The 11,943-nt window shown below is 49.7% G+C and carries 15 protein-coding genes, 1 tRNA gene and 1 pseudogene; 6 read left to right on the forward strand and 11 right to left on the reverse strand.

The features are described from left to right. The first annotated feature begins 112 nt into the window (after window positions 1-112). Complete coding sequence (locus tag GS501_RS01130) at window positions 113-463, forward strand: RidA family protein (protein ID WP_160830058.1); 351 nt, start codon at window positions 113-115, stop codon at window positions 461-463. Window positions 464-610: 147 nt separating this feature from the next. After that, a complete protein-coding gene (locus GS501_RS01135) occupies window positions 611-1,282 on the forward strand; it encodes a CHAP domain-containing protein (RefSeq protein ID WP_160830059.1) in 672 nt (223 codons plus the stop codon). Window positions 1,283-1,379: 97 nt separating this feature from the next. Here GS501_RS01135 and GS501_RS01140 read toward each other — a convergent pair whose 3' ends face one another. The 10 genes from GS501_RS01140 to rfaD all read right to left on the reverse strand — a co-directional run bounded on the left by GS501_RS01140 (window position 1,380) and on the right by rfaD (window position 9,263). Beyond that, window positions 1,380-1,838 (reverse strand): 23S rRNA (pseudouridine(1915)-N(3))-methyltransferase RlmH, encoded by a 459-nt coding sequence (locus tag GS501_RS01140; protein ID WP_160830060.1) that lies wholly within the window; start codon window positions 1,836-1,838, stop codon window positions 1,380-1,382. After that, a complete protein-coding gene (gene rsfS / locus GS501_RS01145) occupies window positions 1,835-2,245 on the reverse strand; it encodes a ribosome silencing factor (RefSeq protein WP_160830061.1) in 411 nt (136 codons plus the stop codon). Before rsfS ends, GS501_RS01140 begins: the two co-directional genes overlap by 4 nt. Before the next feature lie 28 nt (window positions 2,246-2,273). After that, window positions 2,274-2,906 carry a nicotinate-nucleotide adenylyltransferase gene (locus tag GS501_RS01150; RefSeq protein ID WP_370517894.1) on the reverse strand — a complete coding sequence of 211 codons (633 nt, stop codon included), beginning with the start codon at window positions 2,904-2,906 and terminating at the stop codon, window positions 2,274-2,276. Continuing rightward, window positions 2,899-4,158: a glutamate-5-semialdehyde dehydrogenase gene (locus GS501_RS01155; RefSeq protein WP_160830063.1), complete on the reverse strand. Its 1,260-nt coding sequence runs from the start codon at window positions 4,156-4,158 to the stop codon at window positions 2,899-2,901. Before GS501_RS01155 ends, GS501_RS01150 begins: the two co-directional genes overlap by 8 nt. Window positions 4,159-4,164: 6 nt before the next feature. Continuing rightward, on the reverse strand, window positions 4,165-5,259 hold the full coding sequence (gene ychF, locus GS501_RS01160) for a redox-regulated ATPase YchF (RefSeq protein ID WP_160830064.1): 1,095 nt from the start codon (window positions 5,257-5,259) through the stop codon (window positions 4,165-4,167). A gap of 103 nt (window positions 5,260-5,362) precedes the next feature. Continuing rightward, the gene (gene pth, locus GS501_RS01165; RefSeq protein ID WP_160830065.1) at window positions 5,363-5,935 is read right to left on the reverse strand and encodes an aminoacyl-tRNA hydrolase; all 573 of its coding nucleotides are present in this window, start codon (window positions 5,933-5,935) and stop codon (window positions 5,363-5,365) included. A gap of 14 nt (window positions 5,936-5,949) precedes the next feature. Further along, window positions 5,950-6,579, reverse strand: a complete 630-nt coding sequence (locus GS501_RS01170; RefSeq protein WP_160830066.1) for a 50S ribosomal protein L25/general stress protein Ctc — start codon at window positions 6,577-6,579, stop codon at window positions 5,950-5,952. Between the two features lie 122 nt (window positions 6,580-6,701). Next, window positions 6,702-7,469 carry a peptidoglycan editing factor PgeF gene (gene pgeF, locus GS501_RS01175; protein WP_160830067.1) on the reverse strand — a complete coding sequence of 256 codons (768 nt, stop codon included), beginning with the start codon at window positions 7,467-7,469 and terminating at the stop codon, window positions 6,702-6,704. Next, entirely contained in the window at window positions 7,462-8,283 is an 822-nt protein-coding gene (gene lgt / locus GS501_RS01180) for a prolipoprotein diacylglyceryl transferase (protein WP_370517895.1), read from the reverse strand. The genes pgeF and lgt overlap by 8 nt, the downstream gene beginning before the upstream one ends. Continuing rightward, window positions 8,280-9,263: an ADP-glyceromanno-heptose 6-epimerase gene (rfaD, locus tag GS501_RS01185; protein WP_160830068.1), complete on the reverse strand. Its 984-nt coding sequence runs from the start codon at window positions 9,261-9,263 to the stop codon at window positions 8,280-8,282. The genes lgt and rfaD overlap by 4 nt, the downstream gene beginning before the upstream one ends. 81 nt (window positions 9,264-9,344) lie before the next feature. Between rfaD and GS501_RS01190 the strand changes: the two genes are divergently transcribed. The 4 genes from GS501_RS01190 to GS501_RS01205 all read left to right on the forward strand — a co-directional run bounded on the left by GS501_RS01190 (window position 9,345) and on the right by GS501_RS01205 (window position 11,379). After that, window positions 9,345-9,629 (forward strand): accessory factor UbiK family protein, encoded by a 285-nt coding sequence (locus GS501_RS01190; RefSeq protein ID WP_160830069.1) that lies wholly within the window; start codon window positions 9,345-9,347, stop codon window positions 9,627-9,629. 48 nt (window positions 9,630-9,677) lie between these two features. Beyond that, window positions 9,678-10,490: a pyrroline-5-carboxylate reductase gene (gene proC, locus GS501_RS01195; protein WP_160830070.1), complete on the forward strand. Its 813-nt coding sequence runs from the start codon at window positions 9,678-9,680 to the stop codon at window positions 10,488-10,490. 23 nt (window positions 10,491-10,513) lie between these two features. Next, window positions 10,514-11,170 carry a TetR family transcriptional regulator gene (locus GS501_RS01200; RefSeq protein ID WP_202405260.1) on the forward strand — a complete coding sequence of 219 codons (657 nt, stop codon included), beginning with the start codon at window positions 10,514-10,516 and terminating at the stop codon, window positions 11,168-11,170. A 134-nt stretch (window positions 11,171-11,304) separates the two neighbouring features. After that, window positions 11,305-11,379 (forward strand) — tRNA-Gln (locus GS501_RS01205). Between the two features lie 155 nt (window positions 11,380-11,534). Here the strand turns inward: GS501_RS01205 and GS501_RS01210 are convergent. Then, a pseudogene (locus GS501_RS01210) lies at window positions 11,535-11,943 on the reverse strand (hypothetical protein); the annotation flags it as partial.

Genomic DNA, 11,943 nt, shown 5'->3' on the forward strand with positions numbered 1-11,943 from the left:
AATTTACAGGCCTAGCGCCTTGCGGTTTCACCAGCAAGCAATCACAAAGGTTATGCTGATTTGCCCCGGTTTCATGGGACGAATCTTCTTCTTTATTAAGGAGTCATTAAATATGAGCCGCATTCTTCGCACAGATTCTAATGCATATCTTTCCAGAGCCGTCGAATATCATGGTTTCATTTTTACCCAAGGCGTTGTCGCCCGTGACTTATCCCAAGATATCGAAGGGCAAACACGTGATGTTCTCATCCAACTTGATGAACTCCTTGAAGAACATGGAACAGACAATACACGTCTCCTCCAAGCACAAATCTGGCTAAAATCCATTCATGATCGGGATAAGTTTAATGCTCTCTGGGCTAAGTGGCTTCCAGAAAATCTTGCACCGGCCCGTGCATGCATCCAAGCGACAATGGCAGATCCACAAATTTTAGTCGAAATAATGGTTATCTCGACCAAATAACACGAGTTGACTTCGTGACTAGCTCTAATTGGCCACAACAATAGCTCTTCTAGATATTAACTCTTGTCAGAGCTGCTATGTTGCTGATATGAAACACCTGATAATTAATTAACAATGATTCTCTGAAGGTCTGGGGATGGAGCTAGCATGATGCGACGTTACGGGAAGCGACTTGTTTTATCTTGCCTGGCACTTTCCGCAGTCGGTGTGTGCACGCCTCGTGCTGAAGCGCATCATGTCCGCGCCTCTCATCGCCACCTATTACATCATAGCCGCTTCCACTCCCGGAACTACCATCACCATGGTTACGTGCTGCAGTGTGTGGCCTTCGTAAAGCAATCCACGAACTTCAAGATTCATGGGAATGCTCGTGATTGGTGGCAGCGGGCTGCGGGACGCTATGCCCGCGGTAACGCGCCTGAGAGCGGTTCTGTCCTCAGCTTCCGTCCTACGCGCCGTATGCCCTTAGGCCACGTTGCAGTTGTGCGCTCACAAGTGGATAGCCGGACAATTTTGATTGATCAATCACATTGGGGAAGCAACACGATTAGTCGAAATGTTCGTGTCGTTGATGTCTCTCCAAACAATGATTGGACTGCAGTTCGTGTTGCTCTCAGAAGTAACAAAGACCGCCTCGGAAGCGTCTATCCGACTCACGGCTTCATTTACAGCCGACCAGAAGGGGCTGCCCCCTCCTTTGATACAGCTCGGAGTGCCCTTGCTTCTAACAATGTAAGCATGGAAACGGCATCACTCCCTACAGGTGTTACAAATCACAATGCCTTTGACGATGATGCTCCCAACCGGTCCGTTCGTTAAGTAATTTCTTCACCATCCTTATTCCTCCCCATTAAAATATGTGAGGAGGAATAAGGATGGGTGTTCATACCGACCAGATACTCTTAATTTTTTGCCTTTATACGGGACGTCCTGCTTTGTGGTATGGATGCCCGGAGGCGATGGCTTGGGCTCTAAAAAGCTGTTCCGATAACATGACGCGCACAAGCATATGGGGCCAAGTTAATTTCCCCAGTGATAATAACGCGTCAGCGCGTCTTATTACGGATATATCAAGCCCCTCGGCACCGCCGATGAGAAAACAAAGCGGTCGCCCAGTTTCTTGCCAACGCTGATAATCTTTAGAAAAACCCACGCTATCTTTAAGTCCGCCGCCTTCATCCAGCGCAATGACAAACGCATTGCCTGGACATTCGGAAAGAAGCAACTCCGCCTCGCGACGTTTCTGCTCCTGAGAAGAACCACGCCCTTGTGCCACTTCAATAATGTCTAATTTCGGCCGAAGACGGCCAAGATAACGCGTTAATAGATCTCGCTCTGGACCCGCCTTAAGCTTTCCAACCGCTATCAGCTTCATTGCGCATCCGATTGCCCAACAACAATATCCTCTTCTACATGCCCCAGATCACCACCCCACATGCGCTCAAGGGCATACATTTCCCGAGCCTCTGGCATAAAGAGGTGAATCACAACATCACCGGCATCAATCAAAACCCAATCGCTGTCGTTCTCACCTTCAATACGAACACGCACTAAATTTTCTTCTTTAAGGCTTCGTTCTATATGGTGCGCCATCGCTGCCATCTGACGCTCAGAAACAGCAGAAGCAATCACCATATGATCAGCGAATCCTGCACGGCCTGCGAGATTCAACGTAACGATATTTTCCGCCTTATCCTCTTCTAGCTTCTCAATCGCAATATTTAGCACACGCGCTACTGTTTCTTCTTGAGAATGTGGTGTTGGAAGTGACGGTGTATTCATAACGTCGTTAATCGCTCTCATGATGTCTTCAAGTTGGACGGAACTGTCCAGCCTTCCGCAAGATAGTAGAAGATATAGCGTTCTGCGGAGCAGAAAGAAATGACCATCCCGGCTCCTGCCCCTTTTTTAATAGGACAGCAGCCCGTCTTGGAGGAACACGCCGCGCTCGTAAAACCGAAGCAGCCTGACCGCGGAGAGCAGGAATAACACTTCCCGGACGAGGGAAAACCACAATAGGCACAAGATTCGCTAAGGTTCTCCAGCGACGCCAACGCGAAAATTGTGCCAATCCATCCGACCCCATAAGCCACACAAACTGACAGTGAGGGAACATTTCTTTCAACCGTGCGACACTCCGCACCGTGTAGCGTTCCCCTATTTTTTTCTCGATGTCTGTCACGACAATATGTCGCCCATCAGCAATAGACTGCGCACTTTTGAGACGTCGCGCAAAAGGTGCCATACCACGACGTGATTTTAAGGGATTCCCTGGTGAGACCATAAGCCACACTTGATCGAGATGTAACCCTTTTAAAGCCCGTTGTGCGAGCTGACGATGCCCTTCATGCGCCGGATTGAACGACCCACCGAGCAAGCCAATTCTCAGACGGCGTCCATCACCAAAACGAGAAGCCGCGACACATGGAGAAACGTTAGCCACGGACCTGCCCTTGTCCACGCACTTCATAGCGATAGCAGGTCAATTGCTCGATTCCGACAGGCCCACGAGCATGGATACGCCCTGTTGCAATACCGATCTCTGCACCAAAGCCAAACTCCCCACCATCACAAAACTGCGTGGACGCATTCCACATTACAACGGCACTTCCCACACCATTGATAAATTTTTCAGCGGCCTGCACATCTTCCGCAATAATGGCTTCTGTATGGCCACTTCCATGGCGCTCAATATGCGCCAATGCCTCCTCTAAACCATCAACAACGGCCACAGATAAAACAGGAGCCAACCATTCCGTATCGAAATCATCGTCAGTAGCACGAGGAAGCTCTGGCATAACAGCATGCACACGCGCATCAACCCGGAAGTCACACCCCTTCGCACGAAGATCCGACACCATTGCAGGAAGCAACGTCTCAACAACATCGGCATCAATCAGTAATGTCTCTGTCGCTCCGCAAATCCCAGGCCGTCGTAATTTAGCGTCTACAACAACCCGACGCGCCATATCCGGTTGAGCACTTTTATGAATGTATGTGTGGCACAAACCTTCAGCATGGGCGAGAACAGGCACTCGTGCTTCCTGCTGAACACGTGTTACCAACCCTTTACCCCCGCGAGGAATAATCAAATCAACACCATTGGTCGCTTGTAATAACGCTCCAACAAACGCTCTATCCGTTGACGGAAGGATCTGCACCACATGCGGATCTAATCCAGCAGAAAGAAGGCCATCGACCATAGCAGCATGGATTTCTCGTGCTGAATGCTGACTTTCAGCACCGCCGCGTAACAACACGGCATTACCAGAGCGAATGCAAATCGCCGCAGCATCCGCACCCACATTAGGACGACTCTCATAAATCATCCCAATAACCCCTATCGGGACTGACACGCGACGAAAAGAAAGGCCATTAGGCTGCTGCCACTCAGCTAAAACTTTCCCCAAGGGATCAGATAAAAGCGCAATCGCTTCCACCCCTTTTGCCATGACTTCTATGCGCTCAGGAGTTAGCGTTAAACGATCACGAAAGGCCTCATTACGTTCAGATGATAACGCCTTTAAATCCGCTTGATTCGCCTCAAGAATGGCGGAAGCGCGTCGCCGCAAAGCGAACGCCGCTCCCTTTAAAGCCAAAGCACGCTGCTCATCCGACGATTGAGAAAGAAGAGAAGCCGCTTTCCGTGCTTTCTTCGTGAGATCATCTAAAACTGCAGCGGCCTGACTGGACATAAGCCCTCAAACATTAAAGCGGAAAAGCAGAACATCTCCATCCTGCACGACGTATCCTTTTCCTTCAATACGAAGCTTCCCCGCTTCACGCGCTCCTGCTTCACCACGATAGGTTACATAATCCTCAAAAGACACCGTCTCGCAGGCAATAAAACCACGCTCGAAGTCATTATGGATAACAGCAGCCGCTTGAGGCGCTTTTGTCCCTGCCGTGATGGTCCACGCACGTGTTTCTTTGGGACCTACCGTAAAGTAGGTTTGAAGGCCCAAAAGACGATACCCCGCCGCAATGACACGATCGAGACCACTATCTTTTAATCCGAGCCCTTCCAAAAATTCGTTACGTTCTTCTTCATCTAGCTGACTGACTTCAGCTTCAATAGCGGCCGAAACAATGACAACCCCAGCCCCTTCAGCCTCTGCACGTTTCTTAACAGCTTCCGAGTAAGCATTTCCCGTTGATGCCGCGCTTTCTTCAACGTTGCATACATATAGAACTGGCTTTGTCGTCATTAGCTGCAAACGTGCCGCTTCTTTTTCCTGCCCTTCAGGAACAGCAGTCCGAGCCGGACGTCCCTCTTGAAGCGCTTCCATCAGGGGCTTCATGAGTTCTAGCTGCTCTTTTGCCTCACGATCATTTCCGCGTGCACGCTTTTCTAATGTCGTTTGACGCCGCTCTAAACTCGCCATATCTGCGAGCATGAGCTCAGTTTCGATAATATCAGCATCACGAACAGGATCGACCCCGCCCTCAACATGCGTGATATCGTCATCATCAAAACAACGCAGCACGTGGATAATCGCATCCACCTCACGAATATTCGCTAAGAACTGATTGCCCAGCCCTTCCCCTCGCGATGCACCCCGTACAAGCCCGGCAATATCGACAAATTCCAAACTTGTTGGAACTTCTTTTTGAGAATTACCAATCCGTGCCAGCACCTCAAGACGCTTATCCGGCACAGCCACACGGCCTGTATTAGGCTCAATCGTGCAAAACGGATAATTCGCTGATTGAGCGGCCGCTGTTTGCGTCAAAGCATTGAACAGGGTGGATTTGCCGACGTTGGGGAGGCCGACGATCCCGCAATTGAACCCCATTCCTGGTCTCCATCTTTCTGCTCCGCCTCATTTACTGACATGCGGATAGGTTATCTTTTCGAAAACATGACAAACACAAGCTTAATAGCGGGACAGAGCCAATTTATGACGGACGTCGTAACGCAACTTTCGTCATAAAAGCATCATGCTGTTCTTGAGCCAATAATGGCGCAGCATCTGCGACATCATCCAACCACCATTCAAGTTCTGAGCGTTCTGCACTGGAAAAGTCGCCCAAAACATGACTATTCACGCGTTCCCGGCTTCCCGGATGGCCAATTCCCATACGCACACGCCAATAGTCCGGCCCTGACAATGATTTATCCATAGAGCGTAAACCATTATGACCCGCAGCCCCACCTCCGCGTTTAATGCGAATGCGGCCAAAATCGAGATCAAGCTCATCATGGAAAACCATAATGTCTTGCTGAGGAATTTTGTAAAAATGCGCTGCCAACTGAACACTTTCACCCGAAAGGTTCATATACGTCTGCGGTTTAAGAAGAATAATCTTCTCCCGACCGATGACTCCCTCAGATGTCTCGCCCCGGAAACGCTGACGCCACGGGGATGTCCCGTGGCGCGAGGCGATCGCATCAATCGCCATAAAGCCGATATTATGGCGGTTGCGGCTCATCCCTGACCCAGGATTACCGAGTCCAATCCAGAGCTTCACAACCTTATGCCCTCTTACTTATCGCCTTCAGCTGAAGAGGCTTCAGACTCACCTTCAGCAGAATCACCATCTTCCTCAACACTTGGAGGAGCGATAGAGGCGATCACAAAGTTTGGAATCTGCAATACAGGCGTAGATTTCTCCGTGCCTTTTAGATCATCCCAACGCACGTTGTCGTTGATATCAAGCTTGCTGAGATCAACCGTGAAGTGCTCTGGAATATCTTCCACAGGAACACGTACGTCCACAGCATGACGTGCAATGTTCAGCACACCACCACGCTTGACGCCAGGGGCTTCTTCTTCACCTTCGAAGACGATACCAACCTGAACATGAACCTGCTGACCAGGAACTAGACGCAAGAAGTCGATATGAATCGGCGCGTCACTGACCGGATGGAATTGAATATCACGGATCAGAGCATGGACCTGCTCGCCACCAACGCTGAACTGATACAACCGAGACTGCCAACCACCACGGTGCAACTCTTTTGTAATGATACGTGGATCGATAGAAACCAGACGAGGCTCCTGCTTACCACCATAAATTACGCCCGGTACCATACCGTCACGTCTCGTTGCGCGCGCTGCCCCCTTACCTGCTTTCGCGCGCTCGGAGATCTGAAGTGTCGTTAATTTCGCCACGTTTTACGCTCCTGCGTCTAAGAAAATCTATTCCGTATGACCTCCAGGGGTGCCTATACGGTGAGTTCGCCCTAAACGAATTTGAACGAAAAAACAATTTTTATTCGCTTTTCCACCCATAATTAACGACGAATCGCTGAAATTTGCCGCCCTGTAAGAGAAGATCCCGCTAATGTTGCACGACGATGACTAAAATAATTCTCGCCCGACAACGTATCTACATCAGCTTTCCCGACATATTTCACGCCACTCTGTTCCAAAAGCTTCACGCAAAAGCCAGGAAGGTCAAACATGAAATGATCTGCTTTAACAGACGCACGGAAGAAACTTTCAGCCTCTGAATGTTTTTCCAAAACAGCCTGACGCATATCGGCACCTACTTCATAGGAGGCTGGCCCAATGCACGGCCCAACAAAGGCAGCGATGTCCGTAGCCCCAAGCGCGACCATATGATGCACTGTAGCCTCTAAAACGCCTGCAATAGCCCCGCGCCACCCTGCATGAGCAGCACCGACAATCGTGCCATCACCCGATGCAAACAAAACCGGTGCACAGTCAGCCGTCGTAATGGCAAGTGCAACATCAGGACGATCCGTCACGAGCGCGTCAGCTTTTGGCCGTTCTTGCACTGACCATAATGGCGTATTAGCTCTTACCGTCACAACATCAACGCCATGAACCTGATCAACGCTCAAAAGATGAAATGAATCAACATTCATGACATCCGCAATCCGCCGAATGTTTTCTTCCACGTGAGACCGTTGATCTTGCGTATTCCAACCACCATTAAGACTATCATAGGGAGCGGATGACGCCCCACCAACACGCGAGAAAAAACCATGTGTTGCCGTCAATCCCGGCATTGTGAGACGTGGCAAATGATCACTCATAACTCTCACTCCCCAAAAATAGAGGGCGGCGTAAGGCAACGCCCATTAATGCTATCCCAGCCAAAGCCATGGGCAGACAAAGCAACTGCCCCATCGTTACCCCTCCTGCTAGGAATCCTATATTAGCATCAGGCTGACGAAATAACTCACAAAAAGCCCGTGCACAGGCATAGCCAAAGAGAAACGTTCCAGACAGGAAGCCTGGACGCGAACGAATGGATGGGCGAGAGGCCAAACTCAGCATCACCACCAAGAGCAGAACCCCTTCCGTCAGAGCTTCATAAAGTTCTGATGGATGGCGCGGCTCTGGCCCCGCTTTTGGGAAGACCATAGCCCAAGGAACATTTGCCCCTGCAATACGCCCCCACAATTCGCCATTAATAAAATTGGCGCACCGCCCTAATGCCAAACCAATAGGCACAACGGTTACAATTCGGTCAGAGAATGCCAGAAAATTGATTTTTCGACGCCAGCAAAACAGGGCAAGTGCCAGAATGACACCAATCGCTCCACCATGGAACGACATGCCTCCCTTCCATGTCTCTAAAATCTCTAACGGATGGTGAGAGAAAAAATCCCATTGGTAAAATAAAACATACCCTATCCTCCCACCAAGCAAGACGCCAAGCACGGCATACGTCATGAAATCATCAATATCCGCACGTGTTGCTACTTTAGGCGTCAGTTGTACGAGCCGTCTTGCAAGAGGAAGCGCTAAAATGAATGCGACAATATAAGCAAGAGCATACCACCGTACAGCAAAAGGACCGACAGAAAACGCAACAGGATCAAAATCAGGAAATGGGATCGTCACAAATAATACCTTCCATTCGCGAGATAATGCTCCACGTAGCGAGCAATCCCTGTTTCTAATGTTACAAAGTCAGCCTGATAGCCTGCTTGCCGCAGCGCGCTCATATCAGCACATGTGTAAGATTGATACTGCCCTTTCAACGTAGCAGGCATCTCAATGAACTCAATTTGGCGCTCTTTTTCGCAGGCATCACACACAGCGTAAGCAAGATCTAAATAACTTCGCGCCCGACCTGTTCCACAATTTAATAAGCCACTTACCTGCGGGTTATCCCATAACCACAACATGACGCGTACCACATCACCCACCCAAATGAAGTCACGCTTTTGATGCCCATCTTCAAGTCCCTTAACGTCTGACCGAAAAAGACGCGCAGGCTCCCCACGAGCTACTTCGTCATATTTCCCTTTAATGACCGAAATCATCTTGCCTTTATGATATTCATTCGGGCCATAAACATTAAAGAACTTCAGACCAGCCCATTGAGGCGGTGCCGGCTCTCCTTCGGCTAACGTTCGTGCTACCCAGAGATCAAACGCCTGTTTGGACCATCCATAAAGGGTAAGAGGCTTTAAAGTTTCGATTTCTTCAATGCCATCTCGAAACGCATTGGGGTTACTCACCCCACCATAAGTCGCAGCCGAGGACGCATATATAAAGGGCACCTCATACCGAGCGCACCATCGCCACAAATACTGCGACAAAGCAACATTGGTTTGCCAGACAAGGTCCCCATCACGTGCTGTAGTGGCACTAATGGCACCAAGGTGGAACACCCCCTTCACCTCAGCGCCATACTCTTCTAGAAATTCTGGCAGAGATTCAGGCGCAATAATCGCTTCAGGAGGATGTGCCGCTAGATTGTGCCACTTTCCCTGATCGCGCAAACGGTCCACTATAACCGTTCGCTCTTTTCTCTGATAAAGAGCCGCCTGCGTACAAGAACCAATAAATCCGGCACCGCCGGTAACAATAATCATACTTGTTGTATAGTCTGGACAGTGCAAGGTTTCCAACAGAAACCCTTACGACGCCAGAACTTATACAGAGGAGATTCTCACATGGTTGAACGCCCACGTTTTTTTGATGATATTTCAGGACTAGCAGGTGCCGCTTTTTCGGCAGCTCATGGCGCCCGTGAGGAAATTAATAGCCTGATCCGTAGCCGTTTGGATGAAGTCCTCCAAACTCTCAACCTCGTGCGCCGTGATGAATTTGAGGCCGTTCAGGAAATGGCAAGCCGTGCACGCCAAGGGCAAGAAAAGATGGAAGCCCGCCTGACTGAGCTTGAGACAAGACTGAATGATCTTGAGCAGAGTCTTACAGACCCTGCCCCAAAAGAGTGATCATCACATCCACCTTTCTATTCCTTTCATGATGGAGATTCTTTTTTCATGACATCCCCTACACTTCTCCTTGTCGGCTGCGGGAAAATGGGCGGTGCCCTTGCTCAAGGTTGGATGAATAGCCCCAAACCTCCGCGCTTGGTCATCCTTGATCGAAAACTAGAACAAGCACCTGGCAATAGCCCTATTTACCGCACGCCACAGGATATTCCTAAAGACGTTGCACCTGATATCATTGTGTTGGCCATCAAACCTGCTGCTGCCGACAGCATCATCAAAGAACTCAGCGCAGCGATGGGAGAGAATTTTTATAAGGCGGCTCTTCTCTCTGTCATGGCTGGCAAAACATGCCAACACCTCGCTGAAGTCAGCGGTCGGGAAGACATGCCTGTTATCCGGACCATGCCCAATACGCCTTCTAGTGTTGGCGCAGGCTCTGCAGGGCTTTACGCCTCTCCTCATGTTTCTGAAAAACAAAAGGCGCTCGGCATTGCTTTGATGGAACAAGTCGGAACGGTTGTCCCTGTTTCACGTGAAACAGACCTCCGAACAGTAACCGCGATTGCTGGCTCTGCTCCTGCTTATATTTTCTTCCTGGCAGAACTTTTGGAGCAAAGAGGGGTTGATCTTGGCCTGACAGCGAAACAATCACGCCAGCTGGTCCGCAGTATGATCTACGGGTCCGGAAAAATGCTCCACGACCTTCCAGAAGATGCCGCGACACTTCGTAAAAACGTGACAAGCCCCAATGGCACAACAGCCGCAGCTTTAAGTGTCTTTATGGATGAACGTAACTGGCCCCATAGCGTCAAACTTGCTACCGAGGCTGCAGTACGTCGCGCTGAAGAGCTCGATAACTAATTTTTAGGAGAACGCGCCCTACCATGACGGCGGACCAAACCGATATTTTTTTTGATCAAACATTGATCGAAGCATCCTTAACATTAGCCGGCCAGCATGGATGGCACCGCTTCTCCTTGGTCGACGCAGCCCGTAATGCTGGCCTTCCTATTGAACAAGTGCGGGCTCGTTACCCTTTTAAAGCGCTCATCCTCTTGCGCCTCAATCGCCTTGCAGATGAGGCCGCTTTATGTGTTGATGACCAGGGCATCCCCCTGCGTGATAAGTTATTTGATCTTTTCATGCGACGCTTCGACGCTTTTCAAGATCACCGTGAAGGCCTCAGAAGCGTCCTACATTCTCTTCCCCGTGACCCCGGCTTAGCCGCTCTTTTGGGCGCTGCCACATTGGATAGCCTCCGTTGGATCGCAGACAGTGCTGGTCTAAGCCGTCATGGTCTAAGTGGCGCTATCCGTCTCCAAGCCCTTATGATGGTATGGACCCATGCTCTACGCGCCTGGGAAAAGGACGATGCTCCTGATCTTTCAGAAACGATGAGTGCTTTGGATAAAGCACTCGATAAGGCAGAACGTCTTGGCGTTTTAAAAATGTCTCCTCACGCATCCTCGTTTGAAGAAGATGAGATTGCCAGTGGACTACCTGACCACACCCCTCCTCCATCAGATCACGACATCTCGTGATTTGATGAAAGATAAGGATTAACTCAGGGCGATCTCGTTCATAACAGCCCAATTAATTTGGCATCTTTTCTATTTTCTTCAGCAAATTACTCTTTACGTCAGCTTCTCTTCGCGGTAGAAGCTGATCTGTCCGGTGGGGCGTAGCCAAGCGGTAAGGCAGCGGATTTTGATTCCGCCATGCGGAGGTTCGAATCCTCCCGCCCCAGCCAGACTTTCCTCCTAAAAATTATAGTTTTTGAATGTTGATACTTCGTGCTGCAAATTTATTGCGACACGATGTTTTGCCTTGCCAACAGTACAAAAAAGCCCCGCTGGCGTTCTGACCAGCAGGGCTTTCCGTTTTAGCTAAAACTCCACAAGGACCTTATTTGATCGCGTGGAAGTTGTTATGCGCCAGATGCGTATCATTCAAGAAGGTGATTTCCGTCTTGTCATTCAGACGAATCGTTGTGTTACCACCACTGACAGTTTCTGCATCCAAAACATTCTGCAGATTATTCATCTGAGACGCAGAAAGACCGACTGTATTACCCGCGGCACTACCGAAATCAGCAATCGTGTAATGTCCACCTTGCCCATTCAGGAACTCAAACAGGTTCGGTGCACCACTTCCCCCATAAAGAGTCGCATTAAATGATGTGCCGTGAGCGCCAGCAGAGGCATTGTTGACCGAAATTGTATCGGAAGCTGAACCACCAATAATCGTGTCACCATTCCCCACATGAGCTAACAACGAGCCATGGGACGAAGAAGCATCAAAGAGGACGCCGCTT

Origin of the sequence: Saccharibacter sp. 17.LH.SD (assembly GCF_009834805.1) — a bacterium.
Lineage (GTDB): Bacteria > Pseudomonadota > Alphaproteobacteria > Acetobacterales > Acetobacteraceae > Saccharibacter.